The following is a 25,774-nucleotide window of genomic DNA, read 5'->3' on the forward strand; positions in this document are numbered from 1 at the left end:
CGGGCCCCGGTGGGTGGTCGCCCCCACCCCCTGCGGGGGCGACCACCCACCAACGACATCGCGGCCCCCGCCGCACGCGGCCCGTCGCCGCGCACACCCGCCCCGCACCCGGTGCGCACCGCACCGCCCGGGGCAGCCCTCACTCGACGCGAAGGAAGTCACATGTCCGAGCAGTTCGTCATGGCCATCGACCAGGGCACCACCTCGACCCGGGCGATCATCTTCGACCACGGCGGTCAGATCGTGTCCGTCGGCCAGACCGAGCACCAGCAGATCTTCCCGCGGGCCGGCTGGGTCGAGCACGACCCGAACGAGATCTGGACCAACACCCGTGAGGTCGTCGGCCTGGCGCTGTCCCGTGCCAACAAGACGTACTCCGACATCGTCGCCATCGGCATCACCAACCAGCGCGAGACCGCGGTGGTGTGGGACCGGACCACCGGTCAGCCCGTCTACAACGCGATCGTCTGGCAGGACACCCGCACCCAGAAGATCTGCGACGACCTCGCGGCCCTCGGCGGCGGCGCGGAGCGCTACAAGTCCCGCGTCGGCCTGCCGCTGGCCACCTACTTCTCCGGCCCGAAGATCCGCTGGATCCTCGACAACGTCGAGGGCGCCCGCGAGAAGGCCGAGCGCGGCGAGCTCGCCTTCGGCAACACCGACTCCTGGGTGCTGTGGAACATGACCGGCGGCGTCGACGGCGGCATCCACGTCACCGACGTCACCAACGCCTCGCGCACCCTGCTGATGAACGTCGACTCGCTCACCTGGAACGAGGAGATCGCCGCGGAGATGGGCGTGCCGCTGTCCATGCTCCCGGAGATCCGCTCCTCCTCCGAGGTCTACGGCCAGGGGCGTCAGGGCGGCCTGGTGCCGGGCGTGCCGATCGCCGGCATCCTCGGCGACCAGCAGGCGGCCACCTTCGGCCAGGCGTGCTTCGAGGTCGGCACCGCGAAGAACACCTACGGCACCGGCAACTTCATGCTGCTGAACACGGGCACCGAGCCGGTGTTCTCCAAGAACGGCCTGCTGACCACGGTCGCCTACAAGATCGGCGACGCCCCGCAGGTGTACGCGCTGGAGGGCTCGATCGCGGTCACCGGATCCCTGGTGCAGTGGCTGCGCGACAACCTGGGCATGTTCGCCGACGCCCCGGACATCGAGTACCTGGCCAACAAGGTCGAGGACAACGGCGGCGCGTACTTCGTGCCCGCGTTCTCCGGCCTGTTCGCCCCGCACTGGCGCTCCGACGCCCGCGGCGCGCTGGTCGGCCTGACCCGGTACGTGAACCGCAACCACATCGCCCGCGCGGCGCTGGAGGCCACCGCCTTCCAGACCCGCGAGGTGCTGGACGCGATGAACGCCGACTCCGGCGTCGCGCTGACCGAGCTCAAGGTGGACGGCGGCATGACCGCCAACCAGCTGCTCATGCAGTTCCAGGCCGACATCCTCGACGTGCCGGTGGTCCGGCCGAAGGTCGCGGAGACCACCGCCCTGGGCGCCGCCTACGCCGCGGGCATCGCGGTCGGCTACTGGTCCGGCGAGCAGGACGTGATCGACAACTGGGCCGAGGACCGGCGCTGGACCCCGTCGATCGAGGCGGACGAGCGCGACCGGCAGTACCGGCTGTGGAAGAAGGCCGTGACCAAGACCTTCGACTGGGTGGACGACGACGTGCGCTGAGCACCCCGGCACCGCCTGTCGACGGCCCGTCCCCGCTGCGTGCGGGGGCGGGCCGTCGTCGTGCCGGGGTGGGTGCGGGCGGCTCAGCGGCGGCGGAGCAGGCCGCGCAGCCGGGTGGTGAGCGGGGTGCCGCGACGGGCGGCCGGGGGTGCCGCTTGTGCGGCGGGGGTGTCGAGCAGGTCGGCGACGTCGGCGGCCGTGAGCGTGCCGATCCGCCGGTCCCCGTCGAGCACCGCGAGGGCCGGGGCGCCCGGCACGGCGAGCAGCGCCACGGCCTCGGCGAGAGCGGTGTCCGCACGGACCGCCGGCGCGGCGGCCGCGGGTGCCCCGGTGACGGCCGAGGGGGTGGTGACGGGCAGGGCCGTTCCGCTGGACGGGGCCGCACCCGGCGACACGGCCGCCGGTGCGGGACGGTCGGGGTCCACCGGCTGCATCCGGGCGGCCACGCTGCCCGCCGGCCAGGCGAGCAGCCCGTGCGCGGCGGCCGAGCGGGAGCGCCGCACCGCGACCTCGGCCCCCGCACGCTCGTCCTCGTCCAGCAGCCCGAGCAGGTCGGTGGCGGTCCGCGGGTCGAGCACCGCCACCAGACCGCCCGCGGTGTCGGCCGGCACCGCGCGCAGCAGGTCACGGACGTCCAGCAGGCCGAGCGAGCGCAGCAGCGTCCGCGCGGTGCCCGGGTCGAGCAGCCGGACCACCGCGCGGACCTCGGCGTCGGACAGGTCCGCGAGCTGGTCGGCGCGGGAGCGCGGCGCGCGGGTGGCGGCGAGCCAGGCCGCGAGCGCCGCGGCGGTGCCCGCAGCCACCACGTCGTGCAGGTCCAGGTCGGATGCGCGTGCGGCGGGGCGCGGCGGACGCGCGGGGGCGGTCGGGTGGGTCATGACGCACTCCTGACGTGCGGGCCCGAGCACGGGGCGACCGTCCGGCGCACCTGTCGCGCGGCACGGGGGTCCGTGCCGGTCGGGTGGCCCGTCCGGGCGCGGCACCGGCGACGGCGCGGCGCTGCCCTGCGGCTGCCCAGGTCCGTGACGAGGACCGGGTGACGGCGGGGCGCACGGCGCGCCGGGGGCGGCACGGCACGGCGGACGATGAGCGGGTGGTCGCCCGGCGCGGGGGCCGGGATCGGGTCGAGGTGCGCCGCACGCGGCGGCGCCGGCTCCGTCGACGTCCCGGGAGCACGCGGACCTGCTCGCGGTGGAGCGGTCAGGCCGGGGTGCGCTCGCAGATCGCGAGCGGGCGGGACGTCGACGGAGGTCGACTACTGGCGGCGTCGTCCATCAGGTCCACCTCCTCGCGTCGCGCTCGGGGCCGTCCGGCCGGACCGGTCCCCGCGCGCAAGGGTACGCCCGGGCCGGGGCCGGGTCTGCCCGTCGATCGGGTGGCGTGCACCACGCAGACCGGTCGGGGCGCGTCGGCGGCGCCCTCTAGGGTGGAGCGCGTGACGCAGGCATGGGACGACGAGTGGCCGCTCCCCGACGAGCCCCCGTACGACCCCGCCGAGGAACCGCCCTACGACCCCGGGTACCCCGCGCCCGACGCCGCGCCCGGTCCGGCGGCGCCCACGCAGGCCGCCCCGACGCGGGTCGCCCCGGCGCAGCCGTCGCCCGCGCCGGTCCCCGCGCGCCGGCACGCCCCCGCCGAGGACCGCACGCCGCTCGAGGTGCTGCGCGAGGTCTGGGGCTATGACGCGTTCCGCGGCGAGCAGGCGCAGATCATCGACACCGTGGTCGCCGGGCAGGACGCCCTGGTGCTCATGCCCACCGGCGGCGGCAAGTCGCTCTGCTACCAGGTGCCCGCGCTGGTCCGGCACGGCACCGGCGTCGTGGTGTCGCCGCTGATCGCGCTGATGCAGGACCAGGTGGACGCGCTGTCCGCGCTCGGCGTGCGCGCCGGGTTCCTCAACTCCACGCAGGACCTCGGCCAGCGGCGCGAGGTGGAGCGGGCGCTGCTCGACGGGGACCTCGACCTGCTGTACCTCGCCCCGGAGCGGCTGCGGGTGCCGGAGACGCTGGCTCTGCTGGACCGGTGCGAGATCAGCCTGTTCGCGATCGACGAGGCGCACTGCGTGTCCCAGTGGGGGCACGACTTCCGCCCCGACTACCTCGGCCTGTCGGTGCTGCACGAGCGCTGGCCCGGCGTCCCCCGGATCGCGCTGACCGCCACGGCGACCGCCGCCACCCGCGACGAGATCGTGCAGCGGCTGGAGCTGGACGACGCGCGCCGGTTCGTCGCGTCCTTCGACCGGCCGAACATCCAGTACCGGATCGCGGCGAAGGCCAGCCCGCGCCAGCAGCTGCTCGACCTGATCCGCACCGAGCACGCCGGCGACTCCGGGATCGTCTACTGCCTGTCGCGATCCTCGGTGGAGCAGACCGCCGACTTCCTCTCCGCGCAGGGCGTGCCCGCTCTGCCGTACCACGCGGGTCTCGACCGGCAGGTGCGCGCCCGCAACCAGTCGCGGTTCCTGCGCGAGGACGGCCTGGTGATGGTCGCGACCATCGCCTTCGGCATGGGGATCGACAAGCCCGACGTGCGGTTCGTCGCGCACCTGGACCTGCCGAAGTCCGTCGAGGGCTACTACCAGGAGACCGGCCGTGCCGGACGTGACGGGCTGCCGTCGACCGCGTGGCTGGCCTACGGCCTGCAGGACGTGGTGCAGCAGCGCCGGATGATCGACCAGTCCGAGGGCGACGCCGCGCACCGCCGCCGGCTGTCCGCGCACCTGGACGCGATGCTCGCGCTCTGCGAGACCGTCACCTGCCGCCGGGTGCAGCTGCTCGCGTACTTCGGCCAGGACGCCGAGCCCTGCGGCAACTGCGACACCTGCCTGTCGCCGCCGCTGACCTGGGACGGCACCGTCCCCGCGCAGAAGCTGCTGTCCACCGTGGTCCGGCTGGAGCAGCGCGGGCAGCACTACGGCGCCGGGCACCTGGTGGACATCCTGCTCGGCAAGCAGACCCCGCGGATCACCCAGCTCGGCCACGAGGCGCTGAGCGTCTTCGGCATCGGCACCGACCTCACCGACGCGCAGTGGCGCGGCGTCGTGCGCCAGGTGCTCGCCCAGGGCCTGCTCGGCGTGGACGGCGACGGCTACGGCACGCTGCGGCTGACCGAGGCCAGTGCCGCGGTGCTGCGCGGCGAGCGGCAGGTGCCGTTGCGGCAGGAGGCGGCCCGCCCGCCCCGCGCCTCGCGCAGCCGCGCCGGGTCGGCGGGCGGCGGATCCGGGAAGGCCGCCGCGGCGGTGGCGCTGGACGACTCGGCGGCCGCGGTCTTCGAGCGGCTGCGCGCCTGGCGCGCCGGTGTCGCCAAGGAGCAGGGCGTGCCCGCCTACGTGGTGTTCCACGACGCGACGCTCCGCGAGATCGCGACCTCGATGCCCGCCGACGTCGACGCGCTGTCCGGGATCGGCGGGGTCGGTGCCACCAAGCTCGACCGCTACGGCTCGGGGGTGCTGGCCGCCGTGCGCGGCGAGCCCGTCACCGACTGATGGGGGCCGTCCTCGCGGCCCTGGGAACGATCGCCGTCGTCATCGGCGCCGGCTGGTTCGTCGGTCGCGCCGGGGCGCTCGGCGAGGGCGCCCAGCGGGTGCTCGCCGCCACCGCGTTCACCGTCTGCACCCCGGCGCTGCTGATCGACACCGTGGCCCATGCCGACCTGCACCTGCTGCTGTCCCGCTCCGCCCTGGTGACATTCGCCTCCACCACCGTCGTCGCGCTGATCGCCGCCGCCGTGCTGCGCCTGGTCTGGCGTCGCCCCGCGGCGGACGTCGTGGTCGGGGTGCTGTCGTCCTCCTACGTGAACGCCGGGAACATCGGCATCCCGCTCACCGCCTACCTGCTCGGCAGCATCGTCAGCGTCGTCCCGCCGACCCTGTACCAACAGCTCGTCCTGGGACCGCTGGCGCTGATCGTGCTCGATTCGCGCACCGGCCCCGCCCGCGACGCCACCGTCGCCGCCCCGACCCGGCGATCGGGTGCCTGGCGCGCCGCGCGGACCGCCCTCACCCGCACCCTGCGCAACCCGGTGATCATCGGCACCCTCACCGGCCTGCTGCTCGCCGCCCTGCCGTGGGACCTTCCCGGGCTGGTGTTCCAACCGCTGTCGCTGCTCGGTGCCGCCGCTCCCCCGCTCGCGCTGCTGACCTTCGGCATGTCGCTGGCCGCACCGCGCGTGCAGGCCGAGGGCGCGCCCCGCCGCGACCTGGTGCTGGTGAGCGTGCTGCGCAGCGTCGTGCACCCGGCGCTCGCGATCGGCCTCGGCGTGCTGCTCGGCCTGGAGGGGCCCGCACTGCTCGCCGTCGCCGTGGTGTCCTCGCTGCCCACCGCGCAGAACGTGCTGGTCTACGCGATCCAGTACCGGCACGGCACGGCGCTGGCCCGGGACGCGGGGCTGGTGACGACGCTGCTCGCCGTGCCCGCGCTGCTGGTGGTGGCGAGCGTGCTGGGCTGATCGACCCCGTCGGGGGTTGCACTTATAAGTGCAACGTGCCATGCTGGAGCGGACGACGAGGGAGGCATCATGACGATCACCGCACCGGACGCACGCCTGTTCACCAGCACGATCACGCAGAAGCAGGCCGCCCGGATGCTGCACGCGATCGACGGCGCGGGACCCTGGCAGCTCCAGGTGGGCGGCACGACGGTCGAGGTGCCGGACGAGCTGCGCCGCCTGGTGCGCCAGGTGCTCGACACCGTGGCGGCCGACGGGACCGTCCGCATCGGCCCGCTGCCCGAGGAGCTGACGACCACGCTGGCAGCCGCCGTCCTCGGCATGTCCCGGCCGACGCTCATGCGGTTCGTCACCGCGGGCGAGGTGCCCTCGCACCAGGTCGGGAGCCACACCCGCTTCCGAGCGGCCGACGTCCTGGCGTTCGACGAGGCGCTGCGGGCCCGCCAGCGTGCCGCGTTCGACGAGCTGCGCGACCTCGAGGACGAGCTCGGCCTCGACGATTGAGCCTCGTCGAGCCGTCCACAGGCTCGAGCGGAAGATCGGGCCTGTGGACGACGGTCTGGAGGCCCATCGGGGGACCTACCGTCGCGGCATGAGCCTCCGTGTCCTGGTCGACGCCAACGTCCTCTACTCCCGCACGCTGCGCGACTGGCTGCTGCTGATCGCCGTGATCGGCCCGCCCGGTGTGCCGTTCCACCTGTGCTGGACCGAGGACATCCTCGCGGAGCTGGTGTACCGGCTACGACGGGCACACCCCGGCATGGACGGCGGCGCGCTCACGCGCATCAGGGACAGGATCACCCGGACCCTCGCGCGGACCCGGATCGACGACTACCGATTCGACGGGACCTACGCCGGTCCCGATCCGGATGATGCGCACGTCCACGCCGCGGCGGTCGCCGGGGAGGTCGACGCGATCGTGACCAGCGACCGCGGGTTCTCGGCCGGGCTCGACGGCAGCGCGACGCCGTACCGCCTCCTCACCCCGGACCAGCTGCTGATGCACGCTCAAGAGGTCGCCCCCGAGCTCGTCGAAACCGTCGCGATCGATCAGGCCCGCTACTGGCGTCGACGACCCGGGAGCGCCAGCCTCGCGGGTGCGCTGGTCCGCGCAGGCTGCCCGCAGTTCGCGCGGGCCGTCGACACCCACCTCCGCGGTCTCGGCATGCGCGCGGGATGAGGGAGGGGTCCGCGCTCACTCCTCCGCGCGGACCCGACCCACTCACGCGAGAGCATCCACCTGCGCCACCGTCGCGTCCAGCGCCGCGAGGTACACCCCCGGCGCCTCCCGCCGGACGTTGTGCCCCGACCCCGCGGCGGGCACGTGCGTGAGCAGCCCCTCCGGGGCGGTCCCGAGCAGCGCGGCGGCCCGCTCGACCTGCTCCGGCCGGACCACGGACCCGACGGCAGGGTCGGCGGTGACCAGGGTGACCGGCACGCGCACCTCGGCGAGCGCCTCGACCCAGTCCCGCTCGGCCCAGTCGTGCTCGACCTCGGCCAGCCGGGGGTCCATGCCGGTCTCGGACTCGGCCCAGCCGGCGATCTCCGCCTCCGACCAGGTGGGCATGAGCGTGCGACCGACGGTCGCGATCTGCTCGGCGGTGTGGCCGGCGACGCGCGCCAGATCCTCGACGAGCCACGCGGGTGCACCGGGGTCGTCACTGCCCCGCCACGCCGGGTCCTCCAGCAGCAGCCCGGCGACCAGGTCGGGGTGCCGCAGCGCCAGCGCCTCGGCGGTGACCCCGCCCATGGAGTGCCCGACGACGAGCACCGGTCCGAGGTCGAGCCCGCGCAGCGCCTCGGCGACGTCGTCCGCGAGCGCGGAGACCGTGAAGGGCTCGTCCGGCAGCGGGGTGCCGCCGTGCCCGCGGGCGTCGAAGGCGAGCACGGTGCGGTCGGCAGCGAGCCGGGGCAGCACCGCGGGCCAGCACGCGGAGGAGTCGGTGAGGCCGTGCAGCAGCACCACCGGGACGCGACCGCTCGCCGCCGGTCCGGCCTCGATCCACCGGGCACCGCCGGCGGAGGTGCGGCGCACCGCCACCACCGGCTCCGCACCGCCGGACAGCACGGCCGGTCCGCGCGACGCGACCGGCTGCTCCGCGGCGCCCGTCCCCGCGCCCGGCCCGGCGCTCATCGCCCGGTACCGTCCACCGCGTACGGCTCGATGGCGGCGATCTCCTCGTCGGTGAGCGGCGCGGCGTGCAGCGCGGCGACGTTGTCCTCCAGCTGCGCCACCGAGGACGCGCCGATCAGCGCCGAGGTCACGCGGGCGTCCCGCAGCACCCAGGTCAGCGCGAGCTGCGCGAGGCTCTGCCCACGGCCGGCGGCGATCTCGTTCAGCGCGCGGGCCCGGTCGAGGTAGGTCTCGCTGATCGCCTCGGCGCGGAGGAACGTGCCCTGGGAGGCGCGCGAGCCGGCGGGCACCTCGCCGGACAGGTAGCGCCCGGTGAGCAGGCCCTGCGCCAGCGGGGAGAACACGATCATGCCGACGCCGAGGTCGCCCACGGCGTCGAGCAGGGTCTCGGTCTCGCCCTCGGCGACCTGCTCCACGTGCCGGTTGAACATCGAGTACGAGGGCTGGTGGATCAGCAGCGGCGTGCCGAGGTCGGCGAGGATGCGGGCGGCCTCGCGGGTGCGGGACGGCGAGTAGTTGGAGATGCCGGCGTAGAGCGCCTTGCCGCTGGTCACGGCGGTGTGCAGCGCGCCCATGGTCTCCTCCAGCGGGACCGAGGGGTCGGGGCGGTGCGAGTAGAAGATGTCGACGTAGTCCAGACCGGTGCGCGCGAGCGTCTGGTCGAGGGACGCCAGCAGGTACTTGCGGGAGCCGCCGTCGCCGTAGGGGCCGGGCCACATGTCGTAGCCGGCCTTGGACGAGATCACGAGCTCGTCGCGATAGGGGTGCAGGTCCTGCGCGAGGTGCCGGCCGAAGTTCGCCTCGGCGGTGCCGTAGGGCGGGCCGTAGTTGTTCGCGAGGTCGAAGTGCGTGATGCCGAGGTCGAAGGCCCGGCGGATCACCGCGCGCTGCGTCTCCATCGGGTTGACGTCGCCGAAGTTGTGCCACATGCCGAGCGACAGCGCGGGCAGGTCGAGCCCGCTGCGCCCGGTCCGGCGGTAGGGCATCTCCTGGTAGCGGTCGTCGGCGGCGCGGTACGGCGGGATGGTCGGCATCGACGCGGGTCCTCACGATCAGGGCGGCAGGGGCGGGTCGCGCGGACTCCGGCGACCCCTGGTCACGCTAGCGCCTGCCAACCGCACCTCCGTGCACGGTGAGAGGATCGCCCGGTGCTGCACGTCGTCTTCTTCGAGCCCCGCATCCCCGGCAACACCGGCAACGCGATCCGGCTGGCCGCCGCCACCGGCGCCACCCTGCACCTGGTCGAGCCGCTGGGGTTCGTGATGGACGAGCCCCGCCTGCGCCGGGCCGGGCTCGACTACCACGACCTCGCGCACGTGGTGGTGCACCCCGACCTGGACGCGGCGATGGCCGCGCTGGCGGGGTCGCGGGTGTTCGCCTTCACCACGCACACCACCGAGCGCTTCTCCGACGTCGAGTACCGGGACGGCGACGCCCTGCTGTTCGGCCCGGAGCCGACCGGTCTGCCGCCGGAGGCCTTGGCGCACCCGGCGGTGACGGCGCAGGTGCGGATCCCGATGCAGCAGGGGCGCCGCTCGCTCAACCTGACGAACGCGGCCTCGGTGGCGGTGTACGAGGCCTGGCGCCAGCTCGGCTTCCCCGGTGGTGTCTAGCGCGGCGCCACTGACCACATTCCGGACATCGACGCGCGCGGTGCCCCGCGGCGCGCCAGGCTGTGTGGCCCGCACCACACGTCCTGGGAGCCAGCGTTGTCCTCCACCCGCAGCATCCTGCGCCGCAAGTCCGTCGAGGCGTCCCTCGCCACCGCCGAGGACCCGGAGCGCTCGCTCAAGCGCGACCTGACCGCCTGGGACCTGGCGGTGCTCGGCGTCGCGGTGGCGGTGGGTGCCGGCATCTTCTCGGTGGGCGCGACGGCGGCCGCCAACCACGCGGGGCCCGGCGTGATCCTGTCGTTCCTGATCGCCTCGGTCGTGTGCGGGCTGGCGATCATGTGCTACGCCGAGTTCGCCTCGACGCTGCCGGTCGCGGGATCGGCCTACACGTTCTCCTACGCGACCATGGGCGAGGTCGTGGCGTGGATCATCGGCTGGGACCTGATCCTGGAGATGCTGCTCGCCGCCGCGGTGATCGCGAAGTTCTGGGGCGTGTACCTCTCGGACGCCTTCGGGCTGTTCGGGGTGGACGTGCCGACCACGCTGCACCTGGGCGGGGTGGACCTGGAGTGGGGGCCGGTGCTGGTGGTCGGCGTCTTCACGACGCTGCTGGCGGTCGGCACCAAGCTCAGCACCCGGATCAACAGCATCTTCACGATCCTCAAGGTCGGCATCACCCTGTTCGTGATCGTGGCCGGGTTCTTCTACGTGAAGGCCGAGAACTACACGCCGTTCATCCCGCCGTCGCAGCCCGCCGAGCACCCCTCGGGCCTGGAGCAGCCGCTGTTCGCGTTCCTGTCGGGCATGGAGCCGACCACCTACGGCGTGGTGGGCATCCTGTCCGGCGCGGCGCTGGTGTTCTTCGCGTTCATCGGCTTCGACGTCGTCGCCACCACCGCCGAGGAGACCAAGGACCCGCAGCGGGCGATCCCGCGCGGCGTGCTCGGCGGCCTGGCGATCGTCACGGTGCTCTACGTGCTGGTGACCGTGGTCGTCACCGGCATGGTGTCGTACCAGGACCTCGCCGCCTCCGGCTCCCCCTCGCTGACCACGGCCTTCGTGCTGGTGGGCGCGGACTGGGCGGGCAAGGTGATCTCGGTGGGCATCCTGGTCGGCCTGACCTCGGTGATCATGGTGCTGCTGCTCGGGCTGACCCGCGTCGTCTTCGCGATGAGCCGGGACGGCCTGCTGCCGCGCGGCGTCTCGCGCACCTCGCCGCGCTTCCGCACCCCCGTGCGGCTCCAGGTCGGCGTCGGTGTCGTGGTCGCGCTGATCGCCGGGCTGTCCAAGGTCGAGCTGCTGGAGGAGATGATCAACATCGGCACGCTGTCGGCCTTCGTGCTGGTCAGCTTCGGGGTGCCGATCCTGCGCCGCACCCGTCCCGACCTGGCGCGCGGGTTCCGGGTGCCGTGGTCGCCGGTGCTGCCGATCCTGTCCGGCCTGGCCTGCCTGTGGCTGATGACGAACCTGACCACGCTGACCTGGCTGCGGTTCCTCGCGTGGATGGCCGCCGGCCTGGTGATCTACGGGCTGTACTCCTACCGGCACTCGCGGATCGGCCGCGGCGAGGAGCCCGAGCCCGCCGAGGAGCCCGCCCCCGCGCACTGAGCGCATCCCTTCCGGTATCGCCGTTGCCCTCCCCGGGAGGCGAACCTACGCTGGCCGCCTGACGTCCCCCCTGTGGGCCGGCTGTGCACGCCTCCCAGCGAAGGGGACGCCGCATGTCGTACGCCATCGAGACCGAGGGCCTGGTCAAGACCTTCAAGGACACCCGCGCCGTCGACGGGATCGACCTCACGGTCGCCGGCGGGGGCGTGCACGGCTTCCTCGGGCCCAACGGGGCCGGCAAGACCACCACGATCCGGATGCTCGCCACGCTGCTGCGCCCGGACGCCGGCAGCGCGCGGGTGCTGGGGCACGACGTGGTCACCGAGGCCGACGCGGTGCGCGCCACGGTCGCGCTCACCGGTCAGTTCGCCTCGGTGGACGAGGACCTCACCGGCCAGGAGAACCTGGTGCTGGTGGCCCGGCTGCTCGGCTTCTCCCGTCGGCAGGCGCGGTCGCGCGCGGAGGAGCTGCTGGCCGCCTTCGGGCTGGCCGACGCCGCCGACCGGCAGGTGAAGAAGTACTCCGGCGGCATGCGGCGGCGGATCGACATCGCGGCGAGCATCGTGGTCACGCCCGAGCTGATCTTCCTGGACGAGCCGACCACCGGCCTGGACCCGCGCAGCCGCAACCAGGTGTGGGACATCGTGCGCGCGATGGTGCAGGCGGGCACGACCGTGCTGCTCACCACGCAGTACCTCGACGAGGCGGACCAGCTCGCGGACCGGATCTCGGTGATCGACACCGGCAAGGTGATCGCCGAGGGCACGCCCGGCCAGCTCAAGGCCTCGGTCGGTGCCAGCGCCCTGCACGTCCGGCTGCTCAACCCCGACGACCGCCCCCGCGCCCGCGCGGTGCTGGAGCAGGCGCTGGGATCGACCGTGACCGAGGACGCCGACCCGTCGGCGCTCACCGCACCGGTCGACTCCTCCGCGCCGGCCATGCGCGGCATCGCGGCGCTGGAGCGCACCGACGTCCCGATCGCGCAGTTCTCCCTCGGACAGCCCTCGCTGGACGAGGTGTTCCTGGCCCTCACCGGTCGCCCCGCCACCGAGGCCGACGACCCGGACGACGCACCCAGCGAGGGGGCAGCATGAGCGTCGACGACACCCGCACCACCAGCGCCACCACCCGCACCGACGAGGACGCGGTCTCCGCCGTCCGCGGCGTGCTGGTCACCGGGGACCGCCCGCCGCGCGCGAGCGGCCTGACCACCTCGCTCACCTTCGGCTGGCGCGCGCTGCTGAAGATCAAGCACGTGCCCGAGCAGCTGTTCGACGTCACCGCGTTCCCGGTGATGATGACCCTGCTGTTCACCTACCTGTTCGGCGGGGCCATCGCGGGGAGCACCGACGACTACATCCAGTTCCTGCTGCCGGGGATCCTGGTGCAGGGCGTCATCATGATCACGATGTACACCGGCGTCACCCTGAACACCGACATCCAGAAGGGCGTCTTCGACCGGTTCCGCTCGCTGCCGATCTGGCGGCCCTCGGCGCTGGTGGGGATGCTGCTCGGCGACGCGGTGCGGTTCACGATCTCCTCGGTGGTGGTGCTGACGCTGGGGCTGCTGATCGGCTTCCGGCCCGCCGGCGGTCCCGGGGGCGTGGTGGCCGGTGTCGCGCTGCTGCTGCTGTTCGCCTTCGCGTTCGGGTGGATCTGGACGTTCCTCGCGCTGCTGCTGCGCACCCCGAACGCCGTGATGGGCGCGAGCATGCTGGTGATCACGCCGGTCACCTTCGGGTCGAACATCTTCGTGGACCCGGCGACGATGCCGGGCTGGTTGCAGGCCTTCGTGAACGTCAACCCGGTGTCCGACCTGGTGACGGCGGTGCGCGGGCTGATGGGCGACCTGCCGGTCGGCGGCGAGATCCTGACCGTGGTGCTGTGGAGCGCCGGGCTGGTGGCGGTGTTCGGGCCGCTGACCATGCGGCGGTACTCGCGCTGATCTCGCGCTGACCTGGGCCTGACCTGCGCGCTCGCGCGGCCTACGGTGGGACGATCGCCCACCGAGAGGACCCGCGCGTGTTCACCACCCGTCCCGAGCTGCTCGGCACCGTCGGCATGGTCGCCTCGACGCACTGGCTGGCCAGCGCGGTCGGGATGTCCGTGCTGGAGGCCGGCGGCAACGCCTTCGACGCGGCGGCCGCCGCCGGGTTCACGCTCTCCGTGGTCGAGCCGCACCTCAACGGACCGGGCGGTGACGCGCCGATCATCGGGCACGTCGCGGCGGACGGTCGCACCTTCACGATCTGCGGGCAGGGGCCGGCACCGGCCGCCGCGACCATCGAGGCGTTCTCCGACCTCGGCCTGACCGAGGTGCCCGGCACCGGCCACCTGGCCGCCGTGGTGCCCGGGGCCTTCGGCGCGTGGCTGGACCTGCTGGCGCGCTACGGCACGCTCCCGCTGGCGGACGTGCTCGGCCCGGCGATCGGCTACGCCCGGGACGGCTACCCGCTGATCCCGGCCGCCGTGCGGACGATCGGCACCGTGCGCGACCTGTTCGCGGAGCACTGGCCGACCTCGGCGGCGGTCTACCTGCCGGGAGGCGAGGTGCCCGTCGCCGGTGCCCGGTTCCGCAACCCCGACCTGGCGGCGACCTTCGAGCGGATCCTCGCCGAGGCCCATGCTGCCGGTGCCGACCGGGTGGCCCAGATCGAGGCCGCCCGCCGGGCGTTCTACCAGGGGTTCGTGGCCGAGCGGATCGACGCCTTCGTGCGGACCGCGACGCGGGACTCCTCCGGCGCCGACCACACCGGCCTGCTCACCGGGGACGACCTGGCCGCCTGGCGCCCCATCGAGGAGCCGACGGTCGCCCTCGACGTCTTCGGCGTGCAGGTGCACAAGACCGGCAGCTGGGGGCAGGGGCCGGTGCTGCTCCAGCAGCTCGCGCTGCTCGACCGGCTCCAGATCGCCGACGCCGGGCCCGCCGAGCGGGTGCACGCCGTGCTCGAGGTCGCGCACCTCGCCTTCGCCGATCGGGAGGCCTGGTACGGCGACCCCGCCTCCGACGGGCTGCCGGTCGAGGCCCTGCTCGACCCGACGTACACGGCAGCCCGAGCGGTGCTGGTCGGCGAGCGCGCGACGGACGGCCTGCGGCCGGGATCGCCGGGTGGGCGCGAGCCGCGGCTGGCGCGGGTCTTCGGCGAGCCGGTCGACGGCGTCTGGCCGGGGCGCTACGCGGCGGACGGCCCCGGACCCGTCGCGGGCGCGGGCGTCGGCGAGCCGACCCGCGGCACGGGTGACGCCGCCGCCACCGCCCGCCCGGACGGCTCGACCCGGGGCGACACCTGCCACGTGGACGTCGTGGACCGCTGGGGCAACCTGGTGTCCGCCACACCCTCCGGTGGCTGGTTGCAGAGCAGCCCGGTCGTGCCCGGCCTCGGCTTCGGCCTGCCGACCCGCGCGCAGATGTTCTGGCTGGAGGCCGGGCTGCCCTCCTCGCTCGCCCCCGGCCGGCGCCCGCGCACCACGCTCAGCCCGGGCCTGGTGCTGCGGGACGGCGGCGGCTTCGCCTTCGGCACCCCCGGCGGCGACCAGCAGGACCAGTGGACGGTGCCGTTCCTGCTGCACCACCTGCTCGACGGGCTGGACCTCCAGGCGTCGATCGACGCGCCCTCCTGGCACTCCACGCACGTGCCCTCGTCCTTCCACCCGCGCACCAGCGAGCGCCGGGGCGTCGAGGCCGAGTCCCGGCTCGGCGCCGACGTGCTGGCCGATCTGGCGCGGCGCGGGCACGCGGTGCACGACGCGGGGCCGTGGGCGCTGGGCCGGGTGAGCGCGGCGGGCGTGCGCGCCGACGGCCTGCTGCACGCCGCCGCCAACCCGCGTGGCATGCAGGGCTACGCCGTCGGCCGCTGACGCCCCTGATCCCGGCGCGTCCGGCGACGTGATCGAGGGCACAGCGCTTCACCCCCGGAACAAGTTGCTGGACGCAACCGTTGCGAGTAAGTTGCCTGCTGCAACCACAAGAGAGGTCACCGTGCCCGACAGCCCCGCGTACCGCGTCCTGATCGACGCCATCGCCCACCTCGGCCGCGTCCAGCGCGGGCTCGGTGCGACCCTGGCCCGCGACCTGGACTGCCCGCGCACCTCGCTGTCGCTGCTCTGGCTGCTCGACAAGGCCGGTGCCCTCGGCATCGGTGACATCGCCCAGCACCTGCACGTGGACATCTCCGTGGCCAGCCGTCAGGCGACCGCGCTGGTCGACGCCGGCTACGCCGAGCGCCTGCCGAGCCCGGTCGGCGCCGACCGCCGGGTCCGCCCGATCGCCCTGACCGACGCCGGTCGCGCGTTCACCGCCCGCACCAAGATCGAGATGGACGAGCGCGCCGCGATCCTGTTCGGCAGCTGGGACGTCGCCGACCTGCTCACCGCCGCCGACTCGCTCCGCAAGATCGCCGACACCATGGCCGCCCACGGCGACGCCCTGCGCGCCGCCTCCGAGGCCCGCGCCGCCGACGACCCCACCAGCCCCGGCGTCCTCGCCGGCACCACCACCTGACGGTCCGGTCCGCACGGCCCCCGCCGCCCGGACCCACCGCGCAGCACCCGCGGGCCCCGCCCGCGACCACCATCCAGTCCGCCACCGGCGCCGGGCGCACCACACCACCGAGAGCGGGACAGCCATGACCAGCACCACCCGGGCCGAGAGCCCGGCCCTCGCGCAGACCGCCGAGCGCGGCTCCGCACCGATGACGCACCGGCAGGTGATGGAGGCCCTCTCCGGCATCCTGCTCGGCATGTTCGTGTCGATCCTCGCCACGAGCGTCGTCTCCAGCTCGCTGCCGCGGATCGTCAGCGACCTCAAGGGCTCGCAGTCCTCCTACACCTGGGTCGTCGTCGCGACCCTGCTCACCACCACGATCACCACGCCGATCTGGGGCAAGCTCGCCGACCTGGTCGACCGCAAGCTGCTGATCCAGCTCGCGCTGGCCATCTCCGTGCTGTCCTCCGCGGCGGCCGGCTTCTCGCACAACGTCGGCACCCTGATCGGCATGCGCGCCCTCCAGGGCATCGGCGCCGGCGGTCTGACCGCCCTGGCGACCGTGCTGCTGGCCGACATCCTCAGCCCCCGCGAGCGCGGCCGGTACATGGGCCTCATGGGCGGCATCATGGGCATCGGCATGGTCGGCGGCCCGCTGCTCGGCGGGGTGATCACCGACAGCCTGAACTGGCGGTGGAACTTCTTCGTCGGCCTGCCGTTCGCCGTCGCCGCGATCATCGTGCTCCAGCGCACGCTGCACCTGCCGAAGCTGGCCCGCAAGGTCGTCCGGATCGACTACTGGGGCGCCGCGCTGATCTCGGTCGGCATCGCCACCCTGCTCATCTGGGTCACCTTCGCCGGCAACAACTTCGACTGGATCTCCTGGCAGACCGCCGTCATGGTGATCGGCGCGCTGGCCGTGCTGGCCGTGGCCGTCGTGGTCGAGACCAAGGTCGCCGACCCGATCATCCCCATGCACCTGTTCACGAACCGCACGCTGGTGCTGTCGGTGATCGCCTCGATCGCCGTGGGTGTCGCGATGTTCGGCACCTCGGTGTTCCTCAGCCAGTACATGCAGGTCGCCCGCGGCAAGACCCCGACCCAGTCCGGTCTGCTGACGATCCCGATGATCCTCGGCCTGTTCATCTCCTCGACGATCAGCGGCCGGCTGATCACCCGCTACGGCCGGTACAAGGGCTTCATGATCGCCGGCGCGATCTCGCTCACCGCGGGCCTGGCCCTGATGGGCACGATCCGCTACGACACCAGCTTCGTGCTGGTCGGCCTGTACATGTTCGTGATGGGCGCGGGCCTGGGCATGCTCATGCAGAACCTGGTGCTCGCCGTGCAGAACACCCTGGACGTCAGCGAGGTCGGCTCCGGCACGGCCACCGTCGCGTTCTTCCGCAGCCTCGGCGGCGCGATCGGCGTCTCGGCGCTCGGCGCGGTGCTCGGCAGCCGGATCACCACCCTGATCACCGACGGCCTGACCGCGATCGGCGTCGACCCGTCGGCGCTCGGCGGCGGCACCAGCTCGGTGCCGGACGTCTCGACGCTGCCGGAGCCGATCAAGACGATCGTGGAGTCCTCCTACGGCGAGGGCATCGCCGACCTGTTCCTGATCGCCGTGCCGCTGGGCCTGGTGGCCCTGATCGCGGTGGTCTTCCTCAAGGAGGTCCCGCTGGGCCGCCGCTCCGGCGTCGAGCAGCTGCTCGACCAGGACCAGACCGCCGAGGCCGTGGTGGCCGAGGCCGGCACCCCCGGCGCCCAGCAGGCCGTCGGCCAGCAGGCTGAGCACGAGCAGGTCGGGTCCGAGCGGGCTGAGCACGAGCAGGCCCCCGCCCGCTCCTGACCCGCCCCGCACCCCGCACCTCCCCCTCGCCCCCGCGAGGTCGGTGGTTGCGCACGAGGTCGGTGGTTCCGCGTCCCATGAACACGCGTGAACCACCGACCTCGTCGCATGCACGGGTGCGTCAGGATGTCCCCATGAGCAACTCGGAGGCCCTGGCCCGGATCGAGGCCGAGCTCGGTCTGCTGCTGCGCCGCGCACGCGCCTCGGCCGAGCGGCTCTCCCGCGAGGTGCACCCGGACCTGGAGCCCTCCGCCTACCCCCTGCTGGTGCGGATCGAGCGCGAGCCCGACGTGCGGGCCTCCGAGCTGGCCGACCTGATCGGCGTCGGGCGCGGCACCATGTCCCGCCAGCTCGCCAAGATCGAGCGCCTCGGGCTGATCGAGCGGCGCCCCGACCCGGAGGACTCGCGCGGGCAGCTGATCCGGGTCACCGCCGAGGGCGCCCAGCGGGTCGACGACGCGCGCCAGGCGCGACGGGCGCTGCTCGGTCAGGCGCTGGCGGGCTGGGACGAGGCCGAGCGCTCGGTGCTCGCCGACCAGCTCGACCGGCTGAACGTGGACCTGGCGCGGATCACCGCCCCGGGCGCCCCCACCCGGCCCCTGCGCTGAGAGCGCCGGCTCAGACGGCCCAGGTGAGCGCCCACGTGGTGCGCCGGCGGGCCACCGCCGCCACCGCGTCCACCCGCGAGCGGGACCAGCGCGGCGTCATGCTGGTGAACAGGTCCGGCACCTGCCGCTCCCGCGCCACCAGCGCGTCGTAGGGCGAGGGCACCAGCACGTCCACCGGCCCGTGCACCACCAGCACGCCACGCACCGGCACCGGCGAGCCGACGGCTGTGCGCAGCAGCGACCCGGCACGCGCCGCGGTCAACCGCACGTCGCGCAGGTCGGACACGCCCTGCCCGTCGGCCGACAGGTACCGGCCGTCCAGGGTGAACTGCTCGTGGCCCTCGACCAGCGGCGCGCGCTCGGCGACCGCGAAGGCGCCCTGCGGGCCGACCAGCAGGTGCGGGACCACGCTGCCCTGCCGCCCCACCGGGACGTCGTGCAGCACGTGCCAGCCCTCGAGCACCAGCCGGTCCAGCCGGTCGCACAGGGTCTCGTCGATCGCCCGGGAGGCGCCGTCGGCGTGCGGGCTCACCAGGTCCTCGGCACGGTGCCGGCCGCGGTGCGGGGCGTGGTGCTCCTGCTCCTCGGCGTCCGCGGCCGCGCCGGCTCCGTGGCGGGCACGGCGACCGCGCAGGCGGGTGTCCTCGGCGGTGCCCGGGGCGGTGGCGTCCTCGGCCTCGTCGCCGGCCAGCGCCGACGTCGGCAGCACCAGCTCGGGCAGGTCGGCACGCAGGTAGGCCTGCACGGCCTGCCGGACGGCGGCCTCGACCTCCGAGGCCCCCCGCTCGCGCGCGCCCTCCACGGCGACCTCACCGGTCACCAGGTCCACGCTGCCCAGCGGCGCACCGGTCTCGCCCGTGACGTACAACCGGTCGGCGCCGTAACGGCGCCACCGGCGGACGATCAGGGCCTGCTCCACACCCGTTCTATCGGCAGCAGAGCGGTCCCTCTGAACCTCCTGAGGACCGCTCCGCCACATGGGTTTCAGCGTACGGCGGGCTCGAACGTCAGGCTCACCGAGTTCATGCAGAACCTGTCACCGGTCGGCGTCTGCGGGGCGTCGTCGAACACGTGCCCCAGGTGGCTGCCGCAGCGTGCGCAGCGCACCTCCGTCCGCACCATGCCGAGGCTGCGGTCCTCGATCAGCTCGACCCGGTCACCCGCCAGCGGCGAGTAGAAGCTCGGCCACCCGCAGTGCGAGTCGAACTTCGTCTCCGACCGGAACAGCTCGTTGCCGCACGCCCGACAGCGGTAGACGCCCTCACGCGCCTCGTCCAGCAGCTCGCCGGTCCACGGGCGCTCCGTGCCCGCCAGCCGCAGCACCTGGAACTCGGCGGGGTTCAGCTCCACCCGCCACTCGGCCTCGTCCTTGGCCACCTCGTAGGTCCGCTCGCTCATGCGTCGCGCACTCCCCTCGCTCTGGTTGCCCGGCGTCCGGGACCCCGGACACCCGCGCACCAGAACACTCCACCCCCGCCCCCTGTTCCGCACCCCAGCCCGCACGCACCCCGCGCCCGCTCCCCAACCCGCGCGCACCCCATCCGCGCACCACAGCCCGTGAGTTCGGTGGTTCGGGCCGAGTTCGGTGGTTCGGGGGCTGTTTTCTCGCACGAACCACCGAACTCGGCGGAAGCGCGCGAGCGCAGGAGCGGGGCAGGGGTGCGCGGGTGAGCGTGAGCGCGCGGGGGTGTGTCAGCCGCGCGCGGGTGTCAGCCGCGCGGGGCGGCGGCGGGGCGGGTGGCCCGGCGGGATCCGCCGGAGCGCTGCCGCCCACCGGACGCACCCGCACCCGCACCCGCGCCGGAGCCACCGCGGGCCCCGCCACCGAGCGACGAGGACGGGCTGTCGCCGCCGGAGGACCAGCGCACGGTCGAGCCGCCGACCACCGGGGCGCCGCCACGACCGCCGGACGCACCCGCGCCACGACCGCCCGCGGACCCACCGGCACCGCCGGCGCCACCACGGCCACGACGCCGGCCGCCACCGGCCTGCGCACCGCCCGCGCCCGCACCGCCCGCGCCCGCACCGCCACGCGCACCCGCATCGCGCCCGCCGGCACCCGGCCCACGCCCACCACGGCCGGAACCGGCACCCTCAGCAGCCGCGCCGCGACCGCCCGCGCCCTGCTCGCCGGAGCCCGAGCCGACGCCCGCGCCCGCACCGCCACGCGCACCCGCATCGCGCCCGCCGGCACCCGGCCCACGCCCACCACGGCCGGAACCGGCACCCTCAGCAGCCGCGCCGCGACCGCCCGCGCCCTGCTCGCCGGAGCCCGAGCCGACGCCCGCGCCGGCCCCGCGGCCGCCACGTCCACGCCCGCGTCCACGCCCCGTCCCGGCCGCACCCGCCGCACCCGACGCGCCGCCGGCCGCACCCGCGCCGCCACGTCCACGCCCACGACCGCCGCCGCCCGACGCCGCCGGAGCGGCCACGACCACCGGCTCCACGTGCGCCGCGACCTCGCCGACCAGCGCGGCGATCACCGGCGAGCCGGGGGCCACCCGCTGCGGGGTGACGGTGATGCGCGCCTTGCGGGTGAGGTCCCGCACGTCGCCGGCCTGCTCGGGCAGCTGCACGGTCACCACGTCGCCGCCGGAGCCGGCACGGGCGGTGCGCCCGGAGCGGTGCAGGTAGGCCTTGTGCTCGGCCGGCGGGTCGACGTGCACGACGAGCTCGACGTCGTCCACGTGGATGCCGCGGGCGGCGATGTCGGTGGCGACGAGCACCTTGACGTCGCCGGAGGTGAAGGCGGCGAGGTTGCGCTCGCGCGCGGCCTGGCCGAGGTTGCCCTGGAGCTCCACCGCGGGGATGCCGTCGGCGGTGAGCTGCTTGGCGAGCTTCTTGGCCTGGTGCTTGGTGCGGGTGAACAGCACGCGGCGGCCGGTGCCGGAGGCGAGCTCGCGCACGACCTCGCGCTTGCTCTCGGCGTCGGAGACCACCAGCACGTGGTGGGTCATGGTGGTGACGGCGGCCTCGCCGGGGTCGACCGAGTGTGTCAGCGGCTGATGCAGGTACCGCTTGACCAGCGTGTCGACGCCGTTGTCCAGGGTGGCGGAGAACAGCATGCGCTGGCCGACCTTGGGCGTGCGGTCGAGCAGCCGGCGCACCACGGGCAGGAAGCCGAGATCGGCCATGTGGTCAGCCTCGTCGAGCACGGTGATCTCAACGCCCTCCAGCGAGCACAGGCCCTGGCGGATCAGGTCCTCCAGGCGGCCGGGGCAGGCGACGAGCACGTCGATGCCGCCGTTGAGGGCCGTGACCTGCCGGCTCTGCGCGACGCCGCCGAAGATCGTGGTGCTGGTCAGGCCGAGGGCGGTGGCCAGCGGCTCCACGGTGGCGTGGATCTGGGTGGCGAGCTCGCGGGTGGGCGCGAGCACCAGCGCGCGCGGGCGTGCCGGGGCGCGGCGGGTGCCGGAGGCCGCGAGGCGGGCCACCATCGGCAGCGAGAACGCGAGGGTCTTGCCGGAGCCGGTGCGGCCACGGCCGAGGACGTCGCGACCGGCCAGGGTGTCCGGCAGGGTCGCGGTCTGGATCGGGAAGGGCTCGGTGATCTCGCGCTGGGCGAGGGACCGCACGAGGGCGGCCGGCACACCGAGGTCGGTGAAGCTGGGCATGTCGAAGGCGCCTTTCCGGCGTTGGAGGGTGCGTCCGCACCACGTGCGCGACGGCGACGGGATCCCGGCGCCGGCGGCTCAGTCAGGCGAGCATCTGCTGGCGGCGCTGGGCGCCCTGCGTCCGCAGCACGTAGCGGAACAGCTCGTCCGTCTCCCGCGGGGAGGTCTCCACGAACCGGCAGCCGTAGTGCGACCCGGTGCGCGAGGGCTGGGCGCGGACGACGACCGCCTGCAGCCAGAACGCGTCCGACAGCTCGGGGAAGACGAACCTGATCGTGCTGCCGGGGGGCAGCTCGGTCTGACTCATCATACGCATCCCGTGCGCGGAGACATCGAGCAGGGTGAAGCGCAGCGCGAACTCGTCGCTGTGCTCCCGCCCGTCCTCCTCGACGTTCTCGGCCGGCGCAGCGCCCTCGGCGGCGTGCTCGGCGGTCCACGGCACCCGGGCGAAGCCCTCGCACTCCACGGTGACCGAGACGCGGGCGACGGCGCGCTTCTGCACGGTGGACAGCAGCTCGACGCCGGTGAAGGCCACGGTGTCGGCGGTGACCCGAGCGACGTCGCCCACGTAGACGCACTCGCCCCGCACGTCGTCCAGCACGACCAGCCGGGCGTGCGCGTCCTCCGGGACCCCGCGCACGATGCCCTCGGTGCCCATCCACAGCACGCCGTCCTCGAAGGTGCGGACGTACCCGTGCAGCACGGCGGCCCCGTCGATCTCGACGGTGCACAGTGCCAGCTCGTGCATGGGGCATCCATCCGGACGGGGGGCAGGGGGCGCAGGGAGACTACCGCTGCGAACGCGCACGGGGAGCGATCTGGACGGCTGCCGCGGGCCCCGGGGCGCAGAGTTCACCCCGGCGTCACTCGGTCGGCCCTGAGCCCACCATGTCCGACAAACCAGGCGAAACGCCCAGGAAGGGAGGATTCTCGCCTTTTCCGGCATCTCACACCTAGTCTCGGCCCCAGACCGCGCGCACCCGCGAGCAGTCCCTGCCCTGCGAACTCGCGAGGTCCCCGCTGGCAACCGCACGACGACGCTGGCCCCTGACCCGGTACTTCGCCGTCGTCAGCGTCGTCGCCATGCTCATCCTCGGGGTCGCGCTGGTGTGGGTGACGTCGCGCGTCATGTCCGACCAGGCGCGATCGGACGGCATCGGGCTGGCGCAGAGCATCGAGGCCTACGCCACCGCGCCGGTGCCCGAGGAGGCGTACACGATCGGGGTGCTCGACCCCACGACCGTGCAGTCCGTCGCCATGCAGGTCTCCGGGTTCACCGATCTCCAGCGCCTGCGGCTGTGGACCGTCGACGGCACGCTGCTGTTCGACTCCCGCTCCGACGCCACCGGGTTCGCCGACGGCGACCGCCTCGACGCCGCCGTCCGCCAGCAGGAGCCGGACGCCGAGGTCGTCACCGAGGTGCGCGGCGACGAGTTCGGCGGCACCGAGAGCACCCTGCTCGACGTCTACGTCCCGATCGACCACGACGGCACCGTGGTCGGCGCCGCCGAGGTGATGCTCGACTACTCCGGGACCACGCAGGCGGTGAACTCCGCGGTGCGCACGGTGAGCCTGGTGGTCGCCGGCGGGCTGGTGATCCTCTGGCTGCTGCTGTTCCGCACCGTGTGGAACGCCTCGCGCCGGTTGCAGTCCTCGGCGCTGGAGAACGCGCGCCTGGCGCTGCTCGACTCGCTGACCGGCCTGCCGAACCGCCGGATGCTCGCCGACCGGCTCGGCCGCGCCATCGCCGAGCACACCGAGACCGGGTCCACCGTCGGCCTGGCGCTGCTGGACGTCGACCGGTTCAAGGACATCAACGACTCCCTCGGCCACGACCGCGGCGACGAGCTGCTGGAGCAGGTGGCCGCCCGGCTGCGCGGCGCGCTGCGCGAGGACGACATGGTGGCCCGGCTCGGCGGCGACGAGTTCGCGATCCTGCTGCCGGACGTGCGCTCGGTGGCCGACGCCGACGCCGCGGCCCGCCGGGTGCGCCAGCTGTTCGTGCCGCCGTTCATGCTCGGCGACCTGGCGCTGCACGTCGACACCTCGATCGGCGTCGCCTGCCTGCCGGACCACGCCGACGACGCGTCCTCGCTGATGCGGATGGCCGACGTCGCCATGTACACCGCCAAGACCCACCGGCTCGGCGTCTCGGTCTACTCCCCGGAGGAGGACGACTCCTCGCCCGCCCGCCTGGTGCTGCTCGGCGATCTGCACCGCGCGCTCAGCGTGGAGGACGAGCTCGAGCTGCACTACCAGCCGAAGATCGACCTGCGCACCGGCCGCACCGTCGGCCTGGAGGCGCTGATGCGCTGGCGGCACCCCACCCGCGGGATGCTGCCGCCCGACCTGTTCGTGCCGCTCGCCGAGCAGTCCGGCCTGATCCACGACCTCACCCGGTACGCCCTCGGGGTGTGCGTGGCCCAGCTGGCCGCCTGGCGGGACGAGGGCGGCGAGCCGGTGCCGGTGGCGGTCAACCTGTCGGCGCACGACGTGACCTCCCCGGCGGTGGTCGAGGTGATCGAGGGGCTGCTGGCCCGCTACGACGTGCCGCCCGCGCTGCTCGAGGTCGAGATCACCGAGACCGCGCTGGTCACCGATCCGTCCCGCGTCGTCCCGGTGCTCCAGCGGCTCGGCGACACCGGCGTGCGGGTGTCGATCGACGACTTCGGGATCGGCAACACCTCGATCTCCCAGCTGCGCGACCTCCCGGTGCACGGGCTCAAGATCGACCGGCTGTTCGTGGCCGACCTCGGGGCGGACGGGCGCCGGGGGTCGGAGGTCGTGGTCAAGGCGATGGTCGACCTCGCGCACTCCTTCGGCCTGGAGGTCGTCGCCGAGGGCGTGGAGGACGACGGCACCGCGGAGGCGCTGCGCCGGCTCACGGTGGACCAGGCGCAGGGCTACCTGTACTCCCGCGCCGTCCCGGCGGCCCGGCTGCGGCCCGAGGACCTGCCCCGTAGCAGCAGGTCACGACAACCTGTCACACCCGTCACCCGAGAATCGGGCACTTCACCTCAAGCCGGTCAGCCCGACGACCGATAACCTCCGATACGACCGGTTTCGACTCACCCGCGAGGACGACCCTGCGATGGACGAGCTGCTCCGCGAGATGATCACCCCGCCGCCGCCGCGGCGTGACCCCGCGCGCCGCCGACGGCTGATCGGCACCGTGGCGATCCTCGGCATGGCCGGGCTCGGCATGACCTCCCTGGTGACCTCCGCGGTCTTCACCGACCAGGACGACACCGGACGCACCGGCATCATCACCGGCACCGTCGACATCGAGGCCGGCGAGAGCGTCGCGTTCACCCTGCCCTCGGGCAACCTCGCCCCCGGCGACTCGGTGTTCAGCCCGGTCACGGTGAACAACGCCGGGTCGCTGGCCCTGGCCTACGACCTGTCCTACACGGCCACCGACCGCGCGACCCCGACCGGCGGCTCGATCAAGCCGCTGTCCGCGCAGATCGGCCTGTCGCTCTTCCAGGTGACCTCCGACGCGGCGTGCACCGCCGACGGGGTGGCCGCGCTGACCCCGCTCAGCACCGTGCCCTCGCTCAGCTCCGGCGAGATCGCCGCGGACCGCCGGCTGATCGCCGGTGCCACCGAGACGCTCTGCGTGCAGGTGTCGCTGCCCGCCGAGCTCGCCACCGAGTTCCAGGACTCCGCCGCCGACCTGGCCCTGAGCTTCGCCGCGGTCCAGGACCCCGACAACCCGCACGGGTCGTAGCGC

The 25,774-nt window shown here is 74.1% G+C and carries 22 protein-coding genes; 15 read left to right on the forward strand and 7 right to left on the reverse strand.

Annotation, left to right across the window (positions count from 1 at the left end; translation table 11 throughout):
* Positions 1-162 precede the first annotated feature (162 nt).
* Positions 163-1,683: a glycerol kinase GlpK gene (glpK, locus tag ACZ5HG_RS16655; protein WP_464178366.1), complete on the forward strand. Its 1,521-nt coding sequence runs from the start codon at positions 163-165 to the stop codon at positions 1,681-1,683.
* Between the two features lie 83 nt (positions 1,684-1,766).
* On the opposite strand, the gene ACZ5HG_RS16660 is transcribed toward glpK, so the two are convergent.
* Positions 1,767-2,561, reverse strand: a complete 795-nt coding sequence (locus tag ACZ5HG_RS16660; RefSeq protein WP_464178368.1) for a magnesium transporter MgtE N-terminal domain-containing protein — start codon at positions 2,559-2,561, stop codon at positions 1,767-1,769.
* A gap of 557 nt (positions 2,562-3,118) precedes the next feature.
* On the opposite strand from ACZ5HG_RS16660, the gene recQ reads away from it, so the two are divergent.
* From recQ to ACZ5HG_RS16680, 4 genes are all read left to right on the forward strand, one after another.
* A complete protein-coding gene (gene recQ, locus ACZ5HG_RS16665) occupies positions 3,119-5,167 on the forward strand; it encodes a DNA helicase RecQ (RefSeq protein ID WP_464178370.1) in 2,049 nt (682 codons plus the stop codon).
* Entirely contained in the window at positions 5,167-6,129 is a 963-nt protein-coding gene (locus tag ACZ5HG_RS16670) for an AEC family transporter (RefSeq protein ID WP_464178373.1), read from the forward strand. The genes recQ and ACZ5HG_RS16670 overlap by 1 nt, the downstream gene beginning before the upstream one ends.
* Positions 6,130-6,198: 69 nt before the next feature.
* Positions 6,199-6,633 (forward strand): helix-turn-helix domain-containing protein, encoded by a 435-nt coding sequence (locus ACZ5HG_RS16675; protein WP_464178375.1) that lies wholly within the window; start codon positions 6,199-6,201, stop codon positions 6,631-6,633.
* Between the two features lie 88 nt (positions 6,634-6,721).
* Positions 6,722-7,309 (forward strand): PIN domain-containing protein, encoded by a 588-nt coding sequence (locus ACZ5HG_RS16680; protein ID WP_464178377.1) that lies wholly within the window; start codon positions 6,722-6,724, stop codon positions 7,307-7,309.
* A gap of 42 nt (positions 7,310-7,351) precedes the next feature.
* Here ACZ5HG_RS16680 and ACZ5HG_RS16685 read toward each other — a convergent pair whose 3' ends face one another.
* Together ACZ5HG_RS16685 and mgrA are read right to left on the reverse strand one after the other, a co-directional pair.
* Positions 7,352-8,263 (reverse strand): alpha/beta fold hydrolase, encoded by a 912-nt coding sequence (locus ACZ5HG_RS16685; protein WP_464178379.1) that lies wholly within the window; start codon positions 8,261-8,263, stop codon positions 7,352-7,354.
* Positions 8,260-9,297, reverse strand: a complete 1,038-nt coding sequence (gene mgrA, locus ACZ5HG_RS16690) for an L-glyceraldehyde 3-phosphate reductase (protein WP_464178381.1) — start codon at positions 9,295-9,297, stop codon at positions 8,260-8,262. Before mgrA ends, ACZ5HG_RS16685 begins: the two co-directional genes overlap by 4 nt.
* A 114-nt stretch (positions 9,298-9,411) precedes the next feature.
* On the opposite strand from mgrA, the gene ACZ5HG_RS16695 reads away from it, so the two are divergent.
* From ACZ5HG_RS16695 to ACZ5HG_RS16730, 8 genes are all read left to right on the forward strand, one after another.
* A complete protein-coding gene (locus ACZ5HG_RS16695; RefSeq protein ID WP_464178383.1) occupies positions 9,412-9,876 on the forward strand; it encodes a tRNA (cytidine(34)-2'-O)-methyltransferase in 465 nt (154 codons plus the stop codon).
* A 96-nt stretch (positions 9,877-9,972) separates the two neighbouring features.
* On the forward strand, positions 9,973-11,484 hold the full coding sequence (locus tag ACZ5HG_RS16700) for an amino acid permease (protein WP_464178385.1): 1,512 nt from the start codon (positions 9,973-9,975) through the stop codon (positions 11,482-11,484).
* A 113-nt stretch (positions 11,485-11,597) separates the two neighbouring features.
* Positions 11,598-12,578, forward strand: coding sequence for an ATP-binding cassette domain-containing protein (locus ACZ5HG_RS16705; protein ID WP_464178387.1), 981 nt, complete (start codon positions 11,598-11,600; stop codon positions 12,576-12,578).
* Complete coding sequence (locus ACZ5HG_RS16710) at positions 12,575-13,429, forward strand: ABC transporter permease (protein ID WP_464178389.1); 855 nt, start codon at positions 12,575-12,577, stop codon at positions 13,427-13,429. The genes ACZ5HG_RS16705 and ACZ5HG_RS16710 overlap by 4 nt, the downstream gene beginning before the upstream one ends.
* 116 nt (positions 13,430-13,545) lie before the next feature.
* Complete coding sequence (locus ACZ5HG_RS16715) at positions 13,546-15,342, forward strand: gamma-glutamyltransferase family protein (protein ID WP_464182201.1); 1,797 nt, start codon at positions 13,546-13,548, stop codon at positions 15,340-15,342.
* Positions 15,343-15,463: 121 nt separating this feature from the next.
* Positions 15,464-15,985: a MarR family winged helix-turn-helix transcriptional regulator gene (locus tag ACZ5HG_RS16720; RefSeq protein ID WP_464178391.1), complete on the forward strand. Its 522-nt coding sequence runs from the start codon at positions 15,464-15,466 to the stop codon at positions 15,983-15,985.
* Between the two features lie 124 nt (positions 15,986-16,109).
* Complete coding sequence (locus ACZ5HG_RS16725) at positions 16,110-17,819, forward strand: MFS transporter (protein WP_464178393.1); 1,710 nt, start codon at positions 16,110-16,112, stop codon at positions 17,817-17,819.
* 134 nt (positions 17,820-17,953) lie between these two features.
* The gene (locus ACZ5HG_RS16730) at positions 17,954-18,427 is read left to right on the forward strand and encodes a MarR family winged helix-turn-helix transcriptional regulator (protein WP_464178395.1); all 474 of its coding nucleotides are present in this window, start codon (positions 17,954-17,956) and stop codon (positions 18,425-18,427) included.
* 10 nt (positions 18,428-18,437) lie between these two features.
* Here the strand turns inward: ACZ5HG_RS16730 and ACZ5HG_RS16735 are convergent, their stop codons facing one another.
* From ACZ5HG_RS16735 to ACZ5HG_RS16750, 4 genes are all read right to left on the reverse strand, one after another.
* Positions 18,438-19,346: an NERD domain-containing protein gene (locus ACZ5HG_RS16735; protein WP_464178397.1), complete on the reverse strand. Its 909-nt coding sequence runs from the start codon at positions 19,344-19,346 to the stop codon at positions 18,438-18,440.
* Positions 19,347-19,411: 65 nt separating this feature from the next.
* The gene (gene msrB / locus ACZ5HG_RS16740) at positions 19,412-19,825 is read right to left on the reverse strand and encodes a peptide-methionine (R)-S-oxide reductase MsrB (RefSeq protein ID WP_464178399.1); all 414 of its coding nucleotides are present in this window, start codon (positions 19,823-19,825) and stop codon (positions 19,412-19,414) included.
* 311 nt (positions 19,826-20,136) lie between these two features.
* Positions 20,137-22,041: a DEAD/DEAH box helicase gene (locus ACZ5HG_RS16745; RefSeq protein ID WP_464178401.1), complete on the reverse strand. Its 1,905-nt coding sequence runs from the start codon at positions 22,039-22,041 to the stop codon at positions 20,137-20,139.
* A gap of 82 nt (positions 22,042-22,123) precedes the next feature.
* Entirely contained in the window at positions 22,124-22,789 is a 666-nt protein-coding gene (locus tag ACZ5HG_RS16750; protein WP_464178403.1) for a PilZ domain-containing protein, read from the reverse strand.
* Between the two features lie 335 nt (positions 22,790-23,124).
* Between ACZ5HG_RS16750 and ACZ5HG_RS16755 the strand changes: the two genes are divergently transcribed.
* Both ACZ5HG_RS16755 and ACZ5HG_RS16760 read left to right on the forward strand, forming a co-directional pair.
* Positions 23,125-25,086, forward strand: a complete 1,962-nt coding sequence (locus ACZ5HG_RS16755) for a putative bifunctional diguanylate cyclase/phosphodiesterase (RefSeq protein ID WP_464178405.1) — start codon at positions 23,125-23,127, stop codon at positions 25,084-25,086.
* Between the two features lie 46 nt (positions 25,087-25,132).
* Positions 25,133-25,771, forward strand: a complete 639-nt coding sequence (locus tag ACZ5HG_RS16760) for a hypothetical protein (protein ID WP_464178407.1) — start codon at positions 25,133-25,135, stop codon at positions 25,769-25,771.
* The last annotated feature ends 3 nt before the right edge of the window (positions 25,772-25,774 follow it).

It is taken from the genome of Cellulomonas sp. GTC20042 (genome assembly GCF_055389595.1).